Genomic DNA, 20,473 nt, shown 5'->3' on the forward strand with positions numbered 1-20,473 from the left:
AATGAAACGAAAAGAATTCCAACAACAATTATTGCAGGATGCACTCCATGCTGGTTTCTCAGAAGTTGAACTGTATTATGAACAAAAAGAATCCTTCCAATGTAAGATTTTCGATGGTGAACTTGATAGCTACGAAACGTCTGAAGATGGAGGTCTTGGATTAAGAGGACTTTATGATGGGAAGATGGGCTATTCTTATACAGAAAAAATGGATGAAGATTCCATTTCATTTCTAATTGAAAGTGCAAAAGCAAACGCTGCAATCCTAGATGAAGATGATGATTCGAATATTTTTAAAGGTAGTAAAGATTACCAAAAGCATTGTTTCTATAGCGAAGAATTAGCAAAAGTTCAAATTCCGGAAAAAATTGAATTACTTCGCTCCATCGAAGAAAAAGTACGTTCCTATGATGAGCGGATTGTTACGCTTGATGATTGTATTCTTTATGACTTTTCGACAGAACGCTCACTTGCAAACAGTAAAGGACTTTTTTTATCAGAAAAAAAGAATGGCCTATTAATCTATATCTCTACTGTAGTAAAAATTGGGGATGAACTGAAAACTGGCAGTTTTATGAAATCTACACGTGACTTTCATTCGTTAAATGCCGATGAAATTGCCAAAGAAGCTGCAGAAGAAGCATTATCCTATCTAGGAGAAAAATCAATTCCTGCTAGAAAATATCCAATTATTTTAAGACATGATGCTGCAGCATCATTACTTGCAACATTTTCTCCTATTTTCTCAGCCGAAAATGCTCAAAAAAACCAATCATTATTAAAAGGAAAAGTGGGCGAAAAAGTTGCAGCAGATCCCTTCACTTTATTGGACGCCCCATTCCATCCAGATGCTTTAGGAGGGTCCAATTTTGATGGAGAAGGTGTGGCAACAAAAAAACAGGAAATTATTAAAAACGGAACACTTGCTACGCTTCTTCATAACCGAAAAACAGCAAAAATTGAAGGCTGCGAATCTACAGGCAATGCATCAAAAACATCATACAAAGGTATACTTACAGTTGCACCTCAAAATATGTACATTTCTCCAGGAAAAGAGACAAAAGAAGATCTCATTGCTACATTAACAGAAGGAATCTTTGTTACCGAGCTTTCTGGTCTTCACTCCGGTACAAATACAGTTTCTGGTGATTTCTCAGTTGCAGCCTCAGGATTTCATATAGAAAATGGCAAAATTACATCACCGATCAATCAAATTACAATTGCTGGAAACTTCTATGAAGTATTAAATAAAATTGAACGAATCGGCTCAGACCTTCAATTTCGCCAAGGAGGAATTGGTTCCCCCTCTCTTTTGGTAAAAGAACTTTATGTAACAGTTGACTAAGTAAAATTTATAAAACAAGAGTTGAATCAGCGAATGACTTGATTCAACTCTTGTTTAGAGGTTAACTATTCTAATCTATTAAAAATAGATGAAAAATACAATACATGCTAAAATACCCATTATTAAAATCATGGATGATTCTCTAATAGAGTCCTTTACTCGCCAATGCGTAATCATTCCACCTATAGCCGTAATCCCAAGCACAAATGCTCCGATCATTGCGTAATTAGGGGCCCAATAACCAATGAGTAATAATGCTGCACCAACTATTTCCACAATTCCTGTAAACACTCTAAACCATTGAGGTAATCGCCATTTTTCAAAACTTTCAACATGCATTTTAGAACAACCTACCTTACCAATTCCCGCCATTGCAAAGATGAGTATGAGCATTGCTTGAAAAACATATGCTACGGTTTCCATGATTCTCCTCATCCCTTTTTAGATTGATGAATTAAATGGTTTCTACATTCTATTCATTGGATTGTTTTTTAATTAACCAATCATACTCAAAAAATTTAATTAGCATTAATTCATTCAGGTAATTTCAATAGAATTCACACAGTGGTACTTAGTAAAAGTCTTCAGTTCTATTTAGTTTTCCCATTCTTAAAAATGCCTAGAAAGATCAATACAATACCAACTATAAATATAATAATAAATCCATAGACCATAACTCCAAGCCCTGCAAATCCATCTCCAACGCTTATTCCAACCAGAATTCCAACTAGCCATGATAATAAAGGAGCAATAATCAATATAGTAGTGATTCCCCAAATTAAATACTTCTTTTTAGTTGATTTGTTAAGGCTTAAGGAAACAGATAATATAATTGCAATCATTAAAACCCCTATTGCAAATGCCACTTTCTAACACTCCCTTCAAATATGTCCTTCAAACTATTTTTATATATTCACTCTCTAACATCTATAGTATTCTTAAAAATGTATTTTTTCTTAAATGTATCCAACTTCATTTTTTAATCCTGCCCGCATGTTGAATAATTTTGAAATACAAAAAAACGCACAGTCAATTTCAGTGTGAAATCCCGTGCGTTTTCATTGCAACACTTATCCAATTGGTGAAACTTTAAAGAACTTTAATTTATATAATTTTCCTTCTATTTTGAGATGCCATTAACTTTTCAAAATCCTCTACACTTAATGGGCGGCTCATCAAATAGCCTTGTAGTTCATCACATTCAATTTCTTGGAGGAATAATTTTTGTGCTTCGGTCTCCACACCTTCTGCGATTACTTTGAAATTTAAGCCTTTTGCCATCATAACTATCAATTTAACGATTGCTGCATCTTTCTCACTTTTTTCCAATGCATTGATAAATGAACGGTCAATTTTTAGATGATCAATTTGAAATTCACTTAAGTATTGTAAGGATGAATAACCCGTTCCAAAGTCATCAATGGCTATTTGGAAGCCCATTTTTTTTAATGTTGAAAGTTGTGCAAGATTCTTATCTATTGGCCCCATAGCGATGCTTTCAGTAATTTCTAATTCAATATCATTTGGATTGGCTTTCGTTTCTTCGATAATTTTCGAAACCATCTGTATAAAGTCATTATGTTTAAATTGTAAGCAAGAAATATTCACAGCAATTCTAAGCTTAGTAAATCCTCTTTCCCTCCAATATACAGATTGTTTACATGCTTCGCGTAAAACCCGTTCTCCAATTTCCCAAATCAATCCATTCTCTTCAGCCAAAGGGATAAACTTGGAAGGGGGTATTAACTCACCTCCTGCTCTTTCCCAACGCACTAAAGCTTCTGCACCAATAATCTCATTATTGGTGAGTGAAATTTGGGGTTGGTAATGCAAAATATACTCATTCCGTTCGAGTCCTTTTCTCATAGCATTTTCTAGTTCCATAATAGGTTCCATACTCATTGCACAAGAATAAATCCTATAATTATTTTTTCCGTTTTCCTTTACCTCGTACATTGCTGTATCTGCTTTTTTTAAAAGTGTATCCCAATCGTCGCCATTATCAGGGAAAAAGGAAATACCAATACTAGGTGTGATGTGCAGTTCAACTCCGTTAATGTTAAAAGTTTCTCTTAGCGTTTTTAATAATTTGTCTGCAATTTTTTCCGCATTCTGTAAGTTCGTATTTTCAATTAATAGTGCATATTCGTCTCCACCGAGACGACTCACAACCTCATTTGGCACACAATTAACCAATCTTTTCCCTACTTGTTCTAAAAGTAAATCTCCATAAGTATGACCAAGACTATCATTAATTTGCTTAAATCGATCTAAGTCGAGTAAAATAAAAGCTATTCGTTTCTGATCTTCATCATTCGCATCAATTGCCTGTGAAAGTCTTTTCTGAATATATCTACGATTTGGCAAACCTGTTACCACGTCATGATACGCTAAATACTCCATTGAATTCACTGTTTCTACTAATTTATCCGTTCTTTCTTTTACTTTTAGTTCAAGTCCTTCATTTAAATTATTCAAATCTTTTACTAACTGATCATTCTCTAGTAGCGTAAATATTTGTCTTAAAATCACCAACAATATACAAATTACTAATCCAATAATAACTGTATTGATTTTGTACATAGTGATAATAAAATACAATGAAAGTAATAAAACACTCATATAAGGTGTAAAATATTTTGCAAATAAGTTTTCACTATTTTTACCATGTTTTACTCTTGGTGCTTTTGCTGAAATTTGAACATGATAAATCCCTGATAATCCAATTAAAAAAATGGATAAAATCCAGAAAGGCTCATTAATACTCCCTACCGTGTATGAATTCATCACTTTAAGATAATTAAAAATACTATCAGCGATAATTTGACTGGAAAGTCCTGAAATAAGAAGAAAAGTAGTCTTTTTCGAAAAGATGGTATTTGATGCATAAGAAAGAATTAAAATACCGACTAAAACACCCAAATCCAATATTGGATAAAGTAATTCAATCATATTAAACTTGATGTACAAATGTTGCCTTAGCAATGGTTCGATGATGAAAATCCAGCTAAGTGTTATAGCAGCAGACATGGCAATTAACATATCCAGGATGAATTTAACTGTAAATAAATTACTTTTTAATTCATTTATTACCACAAGAAGTGCTAAAAAATATAACCCATTCTGCACAATAAAAAACTTTTCTGCAATATTATCGAACTCACCGCTCCGATTTAGTATAAATTCGTTATAACTCCATATTACAATTCCAATCAGATAGCTTAATACGCCTAATCCAAGAAATAACCAAAAACTTTTAGCAGCGCCTTTATGTTTTAAAAACGTAGAAATGAGCCATCCAATCGATGCGCAACAAGTAATAATTTGAAAAGTTACTGCTCCCCAATCTAAAAAATTTTGGTTATGTCGGAAAATAATATTCCATAGGATGTTCGTTAAAATAAAAATTACTATAAAAGAATATGCAAACCTTTTAGTTCTAAGACTATACATGATGTTACTCCTATTAATTTATTTATATATGTATGTATTTTTAGTCTTGACTTAATCTAATAACCAACTATACTTTTCCCTATTTTGATAGACTTCTCTCGGGTTTACAATTGTAGGAATGACATAGTCTCCCTTATAATATATTTTTTCACCAACAGCCTTTATTGGTATTTTATAAACATTCTTTAATGCTTTGTAGAATACTCTTTCAAGTAAAGCTACACAATAATTAATGTTATGAGATTCTGCATAATTAATAAACACTGTTAATAATCTTTCCAGATTTTTGCCTCTATATTGTTTTAATATAGCTACCTTATCAACTTCTACAACTGAGTTTGGGTTATTTTTTAGTGATTCTATTTTGTAAAAAGGATATACCTTATTAATGTTATTAGTTATATCTAGACTATATGGCTTAAATTCAATGGATCCCACTTTGTGATTTTGTGTATCAGTAATGATATATCGATCTGCTGGAATTTTGTCATTTTCCAACCCATAGCCTTTCTCAAGCCAACATTCCATCCATATTTGATTATAATCATTTAGCAATGCCACAGAATCTACCTTTATGTACATAATGTGCTCCTCCTATAAAGTGAAACTTTAATCAGTGGGTTTTTCTTCATCCCCCACTGATTATTAGTTGAACCAATCGGGATTTTATGGACAGATTATCTCCTACCTCACTTCTATGCTTTCGCTGAATTTTGAGGTGGGAGTATTACTGCCCGTTAATGCGGGATAAAGTAAAAAATCATATTTATACTCTTGTGTTGATATGCACAAAGACTAGTATACCTATAAATCACAATGAAATAAAAGTATCATTGATGAAAAAAACGTACATATTTTTTACTGTTTTTTTATTTATTTTCTTATTCATAGCTTGTTTTATTATTATAAATAGGTATTTTGGATTAAATTTAAACTATTACTTTTTTATCAAAAACTTTTATTGGTAAACGTTCCATAATATCCGAGAGGTTTGATAAAACGATCATCTTTCTTTATCAACTATTATTTTTATCCGCGGTATGTGCTGTTCAATCCGCGTTTTCAGGCTATTTATCCACGATTTCCACTCCTCTATCCGCGATATTTTGAATTGTATCGGCGGTTCATACATTTTATATCCTAGTTTCCTTCAAATGATGTTCGTTTTTATTGTTTAAATCAAGATATGAAAAAACTGCTACCCATAATGGATAGCAGCTTTACCCTTAATAATAAATTTTCGTATACCAAGCGGGATGACCTTTTGTTGATTGACTTCCATTACTGATATAACGGAAGGACACATTACATGCTTCTAGTTTTTCCATAAACGGTTGGATTTCTTCGTTTGCAACTACCCAAAGGCTTCCGTCTTGTAATCGATAATCTATGGTTTCAAAACCTAAATCATTTAAGAACTTGACAATGGAAATTTTGCCATTAATTAATACATTTTGAATTAGTTCTGGTGGGATTTCATTGATCTTCGATACAGAGACTTTTCTCAATTCACTTTTATTTTGATTGGTATAAATTATTGTTGGATTTTTGGGGATTTCCTTGTTGAGCTTCTTTAAAGCATTTTGATATTCTTCTATAAATTCTATAGTCGTCTTATCTGTTGTAAATTGATCACTCAGTTTGTTTTCATGAGTAGTTTTAGTAGGTATTTTTTTATTTTGAATTTGAAATTGTATTTTTGGTACTTGCTCATTTTCCACATTCACACTAAAATCGTGAAGTACTTTTGATGTTTCTTCAGTGTCTACAGGTAAAATATTCAAATCCGTTAACTTAGACCATAGTCCTTCCATCGTTTTTTCTTGATTCCCATAAAAGTCTTTAGCACGAATATGCCAGAATTTCCAACCTGCTAACTCAAGGTTTTCTAAACGTTGTTGATTCTCTTCATATGCTGTTAGTCCTTGCCACTTTTCTCCGTCGCATTCAACAGCCAAGCGGTCATGAACCCCCTCGATGACAAGGTCAATTGTGTAACCACCTACTTTTACTTTTGGTATTACTCGATAATTCTTCGCTAAAATGGCCTTTAACACATCCGCTTCATAAGCTGTTTCACATAAAGTTTCTAAGTTCTCCTTTTGATCTGCTTCCTGCTGTTGTTGCATTTCAAGTTGTGTAAGATGATCTATAACAACATCATCAAGTTCTACTAATGGCACATGCTGCTGGACAATTTCGTAAAATGAAATGTCACCATCGAATAAGGATCTATTTGGAACGTCTTGAATATATCGGTGCATTAATTCAGCGACTGCTTCACGATTGAACCCAATCTTGTCATACTTCGGTTGTTCAGAATCCCCTACTACAATTACTTTTTCTCCTCTTAACAAAGTATTGATGGAGAATACATCACAATGATTACTACCGTCCACAATAATGACGTCAAATCTTTCACTTGTGACTGAAACGTTTTGTAGCACTTGTTCTATCGGCATCATCCAAACTGGAATAATTGTTTGTGCATTTTGTATCACCTTTTTCTTCGCACGGATGAATTTCGGAGCATTCATTCCATTGTTAGTCTTCCATGTAGAGATTACTGATTTTTGTTCTTCTTTTATTCGAGCAAGTTGTGAAGCCCAAGCTGCGTCTCTTACAATTTCTCTACTATATTTCTTTTGTATACTCAATTCATTAAGAAGCTGTTCTTTCATCATATTACAATCTATATCAGCATTTTCGTTTAACCAAGTTTCCATTTTCTTCAACACAAATGCTTCTAAATATTGTTCTTTTTCTATTTTTATTTCACCAAAATGACGAGTGAGTTTCTCAACAGTAAGTGGTAGTTTTTGTTCTAATTGATCTACATATTTTCTCCATTTTTTAATCTTTTGGAACACTTTGTGTAAGTCCCTTAGTTCATTTATTAAAATTTTCCATGCCTCTTCATCCTTTTCTTGCATTGCGTAGAGGAATTGTTTTGCAATGATATGCATATTTTCTCTATTCGTCACTTCAACTAGTCGATCGATTTCATCTTCATATTTTTCTTGCCATTTTTCTAATTTCATGTAGTTCAACGTATGCTCTATTTCCATTTTTAATTTATCATAAAATACTAGATCGAAAATTTCCCCATTATCAAGTTGTTCTTTTTGGAGCTTTAATGATAATTCCTGATATTGTTCTACAAGATCAATAATTTGTATCAAAACATCAATTCTTGCATCTAATAATTGCGGGAAATTTTGCCATGTAATATCAATTCCCGGAATTCCTATTTCATACATCGTTCCATTATATAATCTCGCTAATTTTGTGATTAAGTTCCTATACTCTAAGTGCTTTTGAATAATCACCACATGTTCCAGTTTACTCAGAGGTTTCCCGTTTAAGACAGCTGATTGGAATAAGTATTTGGTTGTTTTACCTTTTCCAACAAAGAATAATTGACTTGGCTTTTTCCCTGATAATAATCGCTCTCTTGCAATCATCAAATCTAACTGAATCTCACTATTTAGTTTTTTAGGCAAAGTAATTTTGTGTTGAATTAAATCATCATATAAAGCTAATGCTTTTTCATTATTTTGCTTTAACTCATCAAGTAGTTGAATCCAGCCCTCTTTTCGTTTCTCATTTGATAGTAGGTCTTCAATAAATTTAGTAAACGTTTCATCCTCAATCAGATGATGTTTTTCAGCTATTTCTTCTATTAATGCTTTCATAATAAGTAGTGAAGATTTTTTTTCAGGTATGCGATTAATTGGTAATATATACTGCACGTCGATTTCATCATGTAATTTTCTCTCTTCTTCAAGAAGGGCCTTAAAGGTGGATTCATGTACAATATCTTCATTCAGTTTAGGTAGTGTTGCATTTATGATCGCAGCATCTTCTTTTTGGAAAGAATTTTGTAAAGTACAGAATTCTAGCCACTCCTCATCTGTTAGAGGAAATTTCATAATTAACGGAAGCTCATCTTCAATCCAATGATAATTGACGTTGGTTTCTGCTAGTCGCTTAGCTACATCGAATTTGAAGAGTCGCTGATTTTCATACGAGATTGGTGTACCTTCTGATTGGGCATACTGTTGCAAATGATTTCTATAGCTTTCTTCACTATTTAAACTTTGCTTGAGTAATTGCTGATTCTGTTCAATATTTGCTTGTAATTGTTGAACATCTACCGAATCTAACTTGTCACGAATCGCATGGATACTTTTCTCTAGTTCACGAACTGTCTTCGTATCATCACTAAGTACAGGAACGCATAATTCTCGGATTTCTTGAGGAATCTTATTCTTGATTTCTTTATAATCATGATCTTCTTGAGAAATTATAAGGATTCTTTTCCCTTCAGCTAAAAAATGAGAGACAAGATTAGAAATTGCGAATGTTTTCGCTTTTTTTGACTGCACATGAACTGATACCCCTACATCTTGTTCAATACGCTTAATAATTTCTTTTTGCTGATCATTTGTTGCTAACGGGAAGTATTGTTGGTTAGGTAGTAATTTTGGTAGGAAATTCTCTTTCTTAGCACTATTAAAATGACGGTTTTTAGGATCAGTTCCTAAGATCACATGAACCGAATCTGGAAGTTCGAGCTTGTTTTGATCAATGGCTGTTATAATCTGTTGCAAATCATCTCTAATAATGGTTGAGCTTTTGGTACGTATGATTAACAGTGACTGATTGATAATAACAGGACCATTCGTTTCAATTGGTTCACTGTCATTTTCAATAAGCCTTCCGTTTGGATCTAGTAAATGAACAAATCGGTTTAGTTCACTTGACAAGTTATCTGTAATGCTTCTATTTTTAATATTGTGAAGGAATAACTCGATCTGCTCACGATTTGGTAAAGTTTTTAGTAAAAACAATTCTTGTTCAAACGTTAATTCTTTAGCTTTCTCTTTCATCGTGATTAAACCCGATTCCGTATGAAGAGACAACTTAACAGTTGTCGTAAAGATCGGTAGCTCAATTGTTTCCTCTTTAGCTGTCCCTGGCCATTTTAATAATCCTTTTGCTAATACTAATTCGAGTGAATCATTTTCCACTTCTAATTTTTTGTTCCATTCTAGAAGTTCATCATAGAGACTGAGTGCACGGTTCAATCTATTTTTTCTCTCTAACCATTCTTTCCATTCTGATAGCTGTTTTGTGTCTATTTTAATGTGTACTTTGCTATTACCCTCTTGAAAAATCGATTCATCTATTTTCAATGCATGTTTGTACATTGGTGTATTGGACTCTTTTTTAAAATTAGTAGCCATCCATCTGTCTAGCTCTGGGAATGGATTTTGACTTAAGTGTATAGCGTGTTCGAGACTCGGCTTATGTAATTCTAGTAGGTTTGTTGGTCGATCACACTTATTTCCCGTCTTGCATCCTTCAACTTCGCCTAGTTCAACCCAATTCCATGTTTTTTCATAGTCACGATATGATCGAACCGGTTTCCCATTTAATGATGAGAGTGCTAATAAGTATTCAAAAAAACGTTTGGCTTTTTCATTCAATTGCTCTTTCATAATCGACACCCCTATCTTTTATACATTTTTCAGTAGGCTTTGTTTTACTTTACGGTTGTTTTTTATAGAAGTGTATATAAAAACTCCCTTAACTCTTAATATATATGCTTCAAGAAATAGACTATTCCCTATTTTCATTTTGTATTTAATTTCTCACAATATATTTCAAATTTCGTCTGCATGAATCATTTTTATTACCGCCTGATTTAAAAAAATCCAAAACAAAAATAGCCAAACGCGATTCATGTTTGACTATTTTCATCAATCATATAATTTCTTTCTTATAAGAATTCTTGAATTTCTTCTATAGTCGGCAATCCTTGCATGGCGCCTTTTCTGGTTGTTGATAGTCCCCCAGAGATACTTGCAAAGCGAATCATCTTAGTAATTTCAGATTCTGAGAGGTCTGTTAATGTTTTCGCTGATTGATTTAATAAATAAAGAATTCCAGACATAAAGGCATCTCCTGCCCCAGTCGTATCAACCGGCTGACATCGTAAAGCTGGAATTGTCCTGATTTGGCCATTAAATTGATACATACATCCTTCTGAACCTAATGTAACCAATATGAGCGATATATTGGACAGCTTGCTGATACCTTCTTCAATATTGTTACTATCTGTTAAAAAGAAAAGCTCTTCATCTGAAACCTTTAAGACATCGATGAATGGAATTGTTGCAAGTATCGTTTCTTTAGCCTGTTCTTCCGAATCCCAAAGACTTGGTCGAAAATTTGGATCATAAGATAGTAACATCCCTGATTTTCTTGCCTTCTTCATTGCTTCCAAGGTAGCGGATTTGGAAGGCTCATAGATTTGTGAAATTGATCCAAAGTGAAAAATCTTATATTGTTTAAACAATGATTCATCTATTTCTTCCGTACGCAAAAATTGATCAGCACTTGGGTTTATGTAAAAACTAAAATGACGTTCTCCTGAAGCCTCCAGTGAAACAAACGTTAGGCCCGTTCGTGCTTCTTCTGTAAAGATCATTGAATCTGTTTTTACACCGTACCCTTCAAGAGTTTGCTTCAAAAAATGTCCAAGTACATCGTCCCCAACTTTCCCAAGAAACATTGATTTTCCTCCAAGCTTGGCAACACCAACAGCAACATTTGCAGGTGCACCACCTGGAGACTTCTGATACGTCATATTCTCTGTGTCAAGAGGTATAAAATCAATGAGAGCCTCTCCCAAACATAAAACACCATTCATGTACATAGCACCTCCTCATATAAGGTAAATTACCCTCAACAATACTTAATGTCAATTGCACTTATTTTTCCATTATTCTTTGAAATTGTTTCATCATGGATAAAAACTATATAAAATCACCAGTTTCCTCTCTTTCCGTATGCACTTTTAACATCATAAATAAAAACAGCCTAATCATACAAATTAGACTGTTACCTTTCGAAAAAGATATTTAGCTGTTAAACTGCAAATAATCCTTTTTGTGCTTCTTTCAATTTCTTCGTTAACTCTTCAATTTTGGTAATTACTTCAAGCCGTTGTTGTTTTTGTTCCTGTAGTGCGTTTTTCACAGTAGCCTCTAAATGGTTATTTGTTTGTACGACAATATCTAAAATCGAATGATTTGGAATATTAACTAACTCTTGTGATTTATCCGTTATTTCTTGAACATTCTTGATCCATTTAGAAAATTGCTCGAATTGGTCATTACTTATAACTTCTTTTACACTACTTTGTACATTCTCTACTATTTCTTTTGACGCTTTTTTCGATTCTTCCTCAATTGTATTAATAGTTGTTATAGTAGATTCAATAAAATCCTTTTGATAGTTGAATGCTTGTAATGTTTTATCTCCTACTTCTGTTTGAATTTGTTGCCATGTTTTTAAACTGTTTAACAATCCATCCCATATAATATCCACACTTTTTTCTACTTGTTCGTTTGCCATTACTTATTCCTCCCTTGTTTTCGTTCATTTATAATGAATGCAATCTATTGCATATCATCCAGATTATGCTTCCTTTTCCCCTTTTTCTGTTGAAGCCTGATTAAGGGGAAAGAAAGGATTATATACTTGAAAGAAGTTATTCAACAAAGTTTGATACTGGCTTAATGACCCTGCCCACATATCCAAATATCGTTCTCCCTCCTCAGTTATTGAATAAATCCTTTTAGCAGGTCCTTTGGTCGTTGTATCCCAAACCGATGACACTAATGAGTCTTTTTCAAGTTTTCGAAGAAGACGGTAAAAATTCCCCTGATCAATAGAATCTACACCAAATTGCGTAATCTTCTCGATCAATTCATAACCATGCGAATTCCAATTGCGTAAGTGTAACAACATAAGCGGGATTAAGAAATTTTGAGGTGCACCCAGATTTGAACTACCTTTTTTATTCGGTCCTTTCCCTAATTCCATCATGTTCACCTCCCTCATTCATCACTACACATAAATGTAATTTACACCTATGTCTCTATAAGTATGTTGACCGCTTAAAATAAATTACTATTCTTTTTTAATTCATATTTTTAGTAACAAGACCATATGTTAGTTTTATGAATGGTTGAAAAGGAGATGAATTCTATTGACTGCAACACTTGATCCTTTTAAATTTTGGAAGGAAATGTATGAAAAAACAGAAAGTACATGGAGAAGTTCCATCCAAAATACACTTGGAACAGAACAATTTGCTCAAAGTTTAGGGCAAATTCAAAATCAATATGTACAATATCAAGAATTGATCAAAACATTGACTGAATCTTATTTGAAAGAAGCAAATATTCCTAGTCGTGAAGAAGTAGCAAAAGTAGCATCCCTAATCATTAACGTTGATACAAAAGTTGATGACTTAGAAGACCTAATCTATGAGCAAAAAGAAACAACATCCAATGAAATTGATCAACTAAAAAAAGATGTCAGCAATCTAGAACAAAAATTAGATCAAGTTCTCGAATTACTAAAAAAATGAAGCAATAACCACAATATCTATCAATCATAAATATTCTATTAACTATTAATTTCAAATAAAAATGATAAATTAAGGAGTGATTTTTTATGTCAGCAACAGAACTAAAAGAAGTAAGACAAACTACCCTTTTTAAACCACTAGCAAATCAAGTAGCAATCGTTACAGGTGCGTCACGTGGAATTGGTGCAGAAATAGCAAAAGTATTAGCAGATAAAGGTGCAACAGTTGTTGCCACTTATAGCTCATCTGAAGAAAAAATGCAAAAAGTGATCCATGAAATTACAGAAAAAGGCGGTCATGCAATTGCATTAAGAGCGAATGTTAGTGAAGCAGAAGATTCAAAACACCTAATAGAAGAAGTATTAAAACAGTTTTCTAAAGTAGATATTCTTATTAATAATGCTGGCATTACAAAAGATCGCTCATTCCGTAAAATGTCAAAAGACGAATGGGATCAAGTGATTAATGTCAATTTAAACGGGATTTTCCATACAACATCTGCAATTATTAATCACATGATTGAAAGAAAGTATGGAAGAATCATTAATATTAGTTCTATTATCGGCCAAGCTGGTGGCTTTGGTCAGACAAATTATGCGGCATCTAAAGCTGGCATACTAGGGTTTACGAAATCTCTTGCTTTAGAGACAGCTAAAAATGGGATTACCGTAAATGCCGTTTGCCCTGGGTTTATTGAAACAGAGATGGTTGCAGCCATGCCTGAAAATGTCAAAGAAAACATTGTTTCCAAAGTACCTATGCAACGATTAGGTACAACAAGTGAAATAGCGGAAGCTGTTCTTTATCTCATTCAAGCGAGCTTCGTGACTGGACAGGAGATCAATGTAAATGGTGGATTATACATGTAACGAATTAATACAAATTAAAAATGTAGGAGGTATCATATGCTTGCTTCAGATTTAAAGTCTCCAGCTGATGAAAGCTTGAAAAAGGTAAAAAGACTAACAGAAGTTTTCGTTATGGAGCCGGAGCCCCAAGTTGGTCAAACGCCAAAAGAAGTAATTTGGACAAAAAACAAAGCAAAATTATACCGCTATCAACCCGCAGTAAAAAAGACGAATAAAGTACCCATTTTGATGATTTATGCACTTATTAATAAGCCCTATATATTAGATCTGTATCCTGGCAATAGCTTAATCGAGCATTTATCAAATAAGGGTCATGATGTCTATCTTTTGGACTGGGGGGTACCAGGCTATGAAGATCGCCATATGAAATTAGACGATTATATCGTTGACTATATTCCGCATGCGATCAAAAAAGTGTTAAGAAAGTCAAAAGCAAAAGAAATAACCTTACTTGGGTACTGCATTGGTGGAACCATGTCAACAATTTTTACTGCACTGAATCCTCATCTTCCTATACGTAATCTTGTTTTATTGACGAGTCCAATTGATTTTACGGATGCCGGGCTCTTTACAAAATGGTTGGATAAACGATACTTCCAACTCGACAAGTTGGTAGATACATTAGGCAATATTCCATTTGAAATGATTGATTTTGGAAATAAATTGCTAAGTCCTATTTCAACTACGTATGGTCCTTATGTTTCGATAGTGGATCGTGTAGAAGATGATAACTTTGTTTTAAACTGGAAACTGATGCAAAAATGGCTCAACGATGGTGTTCCATTCCCTGGTGAAGCTTATAGACAGTGGATTCGAGAATTCTACCAAGAAAATAAGCTCATTAATGATGAATTAGAAATTCGTGGAGAAAGAGTGAGATTAGCCAATATTAAGGCAAATCTTCTGAACATTTCTGCTACGCGCGATAACATTGCTCTACCAAATCAAGTTGCGCCGTTAAATGATAAAGTGTCCAGTCAAAATAAAACACTTCATAGCGTCGAAACGGGTCATATATCAGTTGTCACCGGACGCAAAGCCATCAAAGAAATTCATCCTTATATTGAAAATTGGATCAATGAAAATTCAAAATAATTCCCAAAAAAGAAGCAACGGATTTACCCCGTCGCTTCTTTTCTTTTATTAGTATTTCCTTCAAGTTTAAACCATCTCTTATTTTATAGAGTCTATAAAGTGTTTTAATATTCTAGCTGTTAATCCCCAAATTGTATACTTCTCATAATCATAAAACCATTCTTCCATTGAACGAGCTCTCCATTGATACTGAGTACCCTTCATAATTTTTTCAAAAGGAAAATCGGGCGAAGGTACTGGTTGAACCGATACTAAATGCATATATGGTTTATAATTTAATAACCATTTAATAGGTACCGTAAATACCTCTTCAACCTCTTCTTTGTTGTAGGAATGAATAATTTGATCATAATCAATGGTTGCAACAAATGGATAGACGACAAATGAAGGAGAAGCAATATAAGGACTTAATGATCCTAAACTATTAACAGTGTTTGGGTCAATTCCTAATTCCTCATTTGTTTCTCGCAAAGCTGCAGAAAATGGCGACGGATCTGTTGGATCGATTCGACCACCAGGAAAACTAATATCCCCTGGCTGTTTTCTCATTGTGTATGATCGTACCTCGAAAAGGATATGCCATTCTCCATGTACTTTCACTAATGGAATCAAAACAGCTGAACGAAAAGCGGTCTCTTCTCCTATGAATAGCGGTTGATTTTGTTTTAATTGTTGCTTCAGTTTGTCTAGGAACATGAATTTTCGCTCACCTCAAAATTTATGTTGTACTTATCGTATCATAAAAGTTTAATGGATAAATAGTTTAAGCTAATAATAAAAGTATGTCACCATCTGCAAAATATACTGGACAGCCTTAGTCCATTTATTTATACAAATATCACTTACTAGTAGTCTATTAGTAACAATTAAGAGTGTAATAATTTGAATAAATATAAACTATAGTTAGGTAATTTAATGCATTATTTATGATGTACAGATTATTGGTTCAGTAATTATATTGAATCGCATAAACTATTTCGATACATGACAAATTATAAGGAGGAAATTAAATGAAAAAGAAATTAGCAATGTTTTCAATCTGCTCTGCTCTATCATTGTCACTACTAGCTGGTGTTCCAACGATGAAAACAAAGGCTGCACAGGAGCAGGAACATTATGTAATAGCGTACAAAGGGAAGCTACCTGATAAACTCTCAGAGTCTATATCAAAGGCGGGAGGTTCGGTAGAAAGGGTGATTCCTGAAATTGGTATTGTAGAAGCTACATCCTCTGACACCACTTTTCTTTCAACTATAAAACAAAATACAAATGTTCAATCAGCTGGAAAAGAACTTCAAGCATACTTAGAAACTGATCCGGATGATACTATTAATTTTACTCCTGGAACTCCAAATGGTCAGAAGGTTACATTGGACCCTAATGCAGAAAACTATTGGGACAAACAATGGGACATGCAACGTTTAACTCATGATGGTGATTCATATAAGTTAAATAAAGGTAATCATGATACTGTTGTAGCCGTCATCGATACAGGAATCGATTTTAGCCATCCTGATTTAAAAAATAATGCCGATTTGGCGGGATCAAAAACCTTTGTACCAGGTACAAAAGATGCTTGGGACCAAAATGGTCACGGAACACATGTTGCTGGATCGATTGCAGCAAATGGAAAGGTTAAAGGTGTAGGCCCTGATTTAACGGTCAGAGCATACCGTGTTTTTGGAGCAACTGGAGGAGCACAACAGTCATGGATTACCGATGCTATTGTAGCAGCAGCAAACGATGGAGTAGCAGTCATTAATATGTCCATTGGTGGATGGCGATGGATGGCTCATAACTTAGATGAAAAAGGTGATTCTGCTTCAATGGTAGCCTATCACCGTGCCGTTCAATACGCGATTCAAAAAGGAGTTACTGTTGTAGTGTCTGCTGGCAATGACTCAAAAAACTTGAATGATTTACATGATATGCAGGCGTATTGGAAAGATAACTACGGATTAGATATAAAAGGTCCTTCGCGTGTAGCACCAGCACAAATTCCTGGCGTTATTACAGTATCGTCATCTAATGAATGGTCAAATAATAATATTGCATTTTACTCTAATTACGGCAGTACCATTGATGTAGCAGGTCCTGGAGGAGATAACGGTCCATTATATGATAGTTTATATCGTCAGAACCCAGCTGGAAACTATTTAGATAGACGTGATTTCACTTATCGTACATTGTCAACTTACCCTACTTATCCAGTAGGCGAGAATGCAACTACGAAATTCAGTGACGGGAAATGGCATGGCTACTCTTATTTACATGGAACTTCCATGGCAGCACCGAAAGTCGCTGGAGTTGCTGGAGTCATTAAAGCTGCTCACCCTGAGTATAATCCTGCGCAAGTAGCAGCTGCCATCAGAAAAAGTGCTATTGATTTAGGTAAAGTTGGAGAAGATCCACTTTATGGATCAGGTGAAGTGAATATTTATAATTTCTTATCGAATGATAAATCTAAGGGTAAGTAGAAACTAAGAAAACCGCTGAGAACAATCTTAGCGGTTTTTATTTTATATGAAGCTTTTTGTTTTAAGATTAGTAATGGGTCCACCCTATAACTACACATTACAAAAAGAAAGAACCTTCAATCCAAAGGTGAATTGAAGGTTCCTTATTTTTAATTAATTCCTTTTCATTCAAGGATGTTTGTCCATGAATGAAAAATATCTTAACTTATTTGCTTAGACGAAGAGCTTTTGCTGTTGAAGCATGAAGTTCTTTGAATAATTCTGGGTTTTCGATTAGTTTTAAACCATAAGAAGGAATCATTTCTTTGATTTTTGGTTCCCATTCTTTCATACGTTGTGGGAAACATTTTTTGATGACATTAAGCATAACTGGAACTGCAGTAGAAGCACCAGGAGATGCACCTAGTAATGCAGCTACTGAACCATCTGCACCTGTGATCACTTCTGTACCGAATTGAAGTGTACCTTTTCCGCCAGCTTCAGTATCTTTAATAACTTGTACACGTTGACCAGCTACGACAATATCCCAATCTTCGCTTTTAGCGTTTGGAACGAATTCACGTAACTCTTCAATGCGTTGTTCTTTCGATAACATAAGTTGTTGAATTAAGTACTTCGTTAAATCCATGTTTTTGGCACCAGCCGCTAACATAGTGAAGACATTGTTTGGTTTTACAGAACCAATTAAGTCCATATTTGAACCAGTTTTTAAGAACTTAGGCGAGAAGCCTGCAAATGGGCCAAATAGTAATGATTTTTTGTTATCAATATAGCGTGTATCAAGGTGTGGTACAGACATTGGTGGTGCACCAACTGCTGCTTTACCATATACTTTTGCATGATGTTGTTCAACAACTTTAGGGTTTTTACATACTAGGAATAAACCGCTTACTGGGAAACCACCAACGTGTTTACTTTCAGGAATACCTGTTTTTTGAAGGATTGGTAGACTTCCACCACCAGCACCGATAAAGACAAATTTCGCACTATGGCGTTCAACTTGACCGTTAGCGTTGATTACTTTTACTCCCCATGAACCATCGCTATTACGTTTCATATCTTTAACTTGATGTTTATAGTTAATTTCGACATTTTGATTTTTTAAGTTATCAAATAACATACGAGTTAAAGCACCGAAGTTAACGTCCGTACCAGAATCAATTTTTGTTGCTGCAATCGGTTCGTTAGATGTACGTCCATCCATAATAAGCGGAATCCATTCTTTCAGTTTTTTTGGATCATCAGAGAATTCCATACCTTCGAATAGATGATTTTTTGAAAGCGCTTCAAAACGTTTTTTCAAGAATTCTACATTATTCGCCCCTTGCACTAAACTCATATGAGGAAGCGGCATAATAAAGTCTTGTGGATTGGTGATTTTTTTGTTGTTAACAAGATATGACCAAAATTGTCTTGAAACTTGGAATTGTTCGTTAACGTTTACTGCTTTAGTTGTTTCGATTACACCATTTTTTTCAGGAGTGTAGTTAAGCTCACATAATGCAGAGTGCCCTGTTCCTGCATTGTTCCATTCATTAGAGCTTTCTTCACCTGGTTTATCAAGTTTCTCAAATACTTTAATATTCCATTCCGGTACTAATTCTTTCAGGAGTGTTCCTAAAGTAGCACTCATGATTCCGGCACCAATTAAGATAACATCTGTTTTATTTTGTCCGTTACTCATTTTTACCTTCCTTATACCCTAATATTTGCAGAAAGGATGTAGGTGCGCCTGTCTAGGAATCAGCAATTAGGCGCAACCTAATCACACACCTTTTCTGTATCAATAATAACCTTATCTTAGTGTATCACAATTATTTATAAATTAAAATATCCACTATTATATTACAGTTATAAGTTAATTAAAAGATGGTAAAAGTGAGAATTTCGTCCACAAGACCTAAGAAACTTATAAAATCCATGGTCATGCTACAACTTTAGAATTTAGTTGCATGTTACCAGTCAAACGCTTGTGCTTTTAGCTTCATTAAACTGGATTTTTTTAGTAACCATCCTCTGCACTTAGGTTTTGAATCTCTTATCCCTAAACTTCATAACCAATATAATCCACATAATCCGTTATATAACAGACTATAAAATAGTATGATATTTCCTTAGCCGCTTAAAAACTCCAAAGGTTGTTTAACCTAACAATTTTTAAGTGAATTTGTCACAAGTGTGCATGGTTCTGTGTCCTTAAAATTCAATAACATTCTTCAACTAAAAAATAGCCTTACACATTTCATTTTGTGCAAAGCTACATTATTTATAATCACAATTATGCGTTTAATTCTTTTTTCATCTCTTCAAGTTCTTCAATTTGCTCTTTTGTTAGCTCTATTAATTCAGCTGTTGTTGGATCAATCTCTTCAGCAAACTGTAATTGCTCTAATGTTTCTTTTGCATCTGCTAGCATTAATTCAATATTTTCTAATTTTAATATGCCCATATATAACTCCTCGAACGTTTCATTTTTTTACATTTATATTATAGCTTATTTCCTCAAAGTGTCGCATGGAAAACATCATTGGATATTTTTAGTAACAAAAAGGAAACTATACATTATAATAATGGATAAAGGATTTTTTCTAATGGGATTTTCCATATTTTTGTTTTAAACTCCAAGCATTACTTCATCTATTCCTATTTTGATGTTCAGTTACAGAAGAAGCTTTTATGGAGACTATATCTACAGTTTGCATTATCAAAATTAGCAATATGTAAATATTATTGTTTATTAGATTTTTGTATTATGAAATTGAATTAATGATAAGGAAAGAAGTGATAC

Annotated in this window: 16 protein-coding genes; 5 read left to right on the forward strand and 11 right to left on the reverse strand. The window is 33.8% G+C overall.

The genetic code is table 11. The features are described from left to right. Position 1 precedes the first annotated feature (1 nt). On the forward strand, positions 2-1,345 hold the full coding sequence (locus tag CEF14_RS07215) for a TldD/PmbA family protein (RefSeq protein ID WP_102692231.1): 1,344 nt from the start codon (positions 2-4) through the stop codon (positions 1,343-1,345). A 78-nt stretch (positions 1,346-1,423) separates the two neighbouring features. Here the strand turns inward: CEF14_RS07215 and CEF14_RS07220 are convergent, their stop codons facing one another. The 8 genes from CEF14_RS07220 to phaQ form a co-directional block, all read right to left on the reverse strand. Further along, on the reverse strand, positions 1,424-1,768 hold the full coding sequence (locus tag CEF14_RS07220; protein ID WP_102692232.1) for a DoxX family protein: 345 nt from the start codon (positions 1,766-1,768) through the stop codon (positions 1,424-1,426). Between the two features lie 167 nt (positions 1,769-1,935). Beyond that, positions 1,936-2,211 carry a hypothetical protein gene (locus CEF14_RS07225; RefSeq protein WP_245890090.1) on the reverse strand — a complete coding sequence of 92 codons (276 nt, stop codon included), beginning with the start codon at positions 2,209-2,211 and terminating at the stop codon, positions 1,936-1,938. Positions 2,212-2,449: 238 nt separating this feature from the next. Further along, positions 2,450-4,798: a putative bifunctional diguanylate cyclase/phosphodiesterase gene (locus CEF14_RS07230; protein ID WP_102692233.1), complete on the reverse strand. Its 2,349-nt coding sequence runs from the start codon at positions 4,796-4,798 to the stop codon at positions 2,450-2,452. 51 nt (positions 4,799-4,849) lie between these two features. Then, on the reverse strand, positions 4,850-5,380 hold the full coding sequence (locus CEF14_RS07235) for a hypothetical protein (RefSeq protein ID WP_102692234.1): 531 nt from the start codon (positions 5,378-5,380) through the stop codon (positions 4,850-4,852). Between the two features lie 644 nt (positions 5,381-6,024). After that, a complete protein-coding gene (locus CEF14_RS07240; protein WP_102692235.1) occupies positions 6,025-10,302 on the reverse strand; it encodes a hypothetical protein in 4,278 nt (1,425 codons plus the stop codon). Between the two features lie 281 nt (positions 10,303-10,583). Continuing rightward, on the reverse strand, positions 10,584-11,516 hold the full coding sequence (locus CEF14_RS07245) for an aminoimidazole riboside kinase (RefSeq protein WP_102692236.1): 933 nt from the start codon (positions 11,514-11,516) through the stop codon (positions 10,584-10,586). 218 nt (positions 11,517-11,734) lie between these two features. After that, the gene (locus tag CEF14_RS07250) at positions 11,735-12,223 is read right to left on the reverse strand and encodes a hypothetical protein (RefSeq protein WP_102692237.1); all 489 of its coding nucleotides are present in this window, start codon (positions 12,221-12,223) and stop codon (positions 11,735-11,737) included. Positions 12,224-12,286: 63 nt separating this feature from the next. Further along, positions 12,287-12,694 (reverse strand): poly-beta-hydroxybutyrate-responsive repressor, encoded by a 408-nt coding sequence (gene phaQ / locus CEF14_RS07255; RefSeq protein WP_245890091.1) that lies wholly within the window; start codon positions 12,692-12,694, stop codon positions 12,287-12,289. Positions 12,695-12,860: 166 nt separating this feature from the next. Between phaQ and CEF14_RS07260 the strand changes: the two genes are divergently transcribed. The 3 genes from CEF14_RS07260 to phaC all read left to right on the forward strand — a co-directional run bounded on the left by CEF14_RS07260 (position 12,861) and on the right by phaC (position 15,208). After that, a complete protein-coding gene (locus tag CEF14_RS07260; protein WP_102692239.1) occupies positions 12,861-13,244 on the forward strand; it encodes a polyhydroxyalkanoate biosynthesis repressor PhaR in 384 nt (127 codons plus the stop codon). A gap of 86 nt (positions 13,245-13,330) precedes the next feature. Continuing rightward, the gene (gene fabG, locus CEF14_RS07265) at positions 13,331-14,113 is read left to right on the forward strand and encodes a 3-oxoacyl-[acyl-carrier-protein] reductase (protein WP_102692240.1); all 783 of its coding nucleotides are present in this window, start codon (positions 13,331-13,333) and stop codon (positions 14,111-14,113) included. A gap of 36 nt (positions 14,114-14,149) precedes the next feature. Next, the gene (gene phaC / locus CEF14_RS07270; protein ID WP_102692241.1) at positions 14,150-15,208 is read left to right on the forward strand and encodes a class III poly(R)-hydroxyalkanoic acid synthase subunit PhaC; all 1,059 of its coding nucleotides are present in this window, start codon (positions 14,150-14,152) and stop codon (positions 15,206-15,208) included. Between the two features lie 78 nt (positions 15,209-15,286). On the opposite strand, the gene CEF14_RS07275 is transcribed toward phaC, so the two are convergent. Next, positions 15,287-15,904, reverse strand: coding sequence for an NUDIX hydrolase (locus CEF14_RS07275; protein WP_102692242.1), 618 nt, complete (start codon positions 15,902-15,904; stop codon positions 15,287-15,289). A gap of 314 nt (positions 15,905-16,218) precedes the next feature. On the opposite strand from CEF14_RS07275, the gene CEF14_RS07280 reads away from it, so the two are divergent. Further along, entirely contained in the window at positions 16,219-17,685 is a 1,467-nt protein-coding gene (locus CEF14_RS07280; RefSeq protein ID WP_102692243.1) for a S8 family peptidase, read from the forward strand. Between the two features lie 205 nt (positions 17,686-17,890). Here the strand turns inward: CEF14_RS07280 and CEF14_RS07285 are convergent, their stop codons facing one another. Beyond that, entirely contained in the window at positions 17,891-19,369 is a 1,479-nt protein-coding gene (locus tag CEF14_RS07285) for a malate:quinone oxidoreductase (RefSeq protein ID WP_102692244.1), read from the reverse strand. 594 nt (positions 19,370-19,963) lie between these two features. Beyond that, on the reverse strand, positions 19,964-20,134 hold the full coding sequence (locus CEF14_RS18980; RefSeq protein WP_170061471.1) for a hypothetical protein: 171 nt from the start codon (positions 20,132-20,134) through the stop codon (positions 19,964-19,966). Positions 20,135-20,473: the final 339 nt, after the last annotated feature.

The organism is Rummeliibacillus pycnus (genome assembly GCF_002884495.1).
Lineage (GTDB): Bacteria > Bacillota > Bacilli > Bacillales_A > Planococcaceae > Rummeliibacillus > Rummeliibacillus pycnus.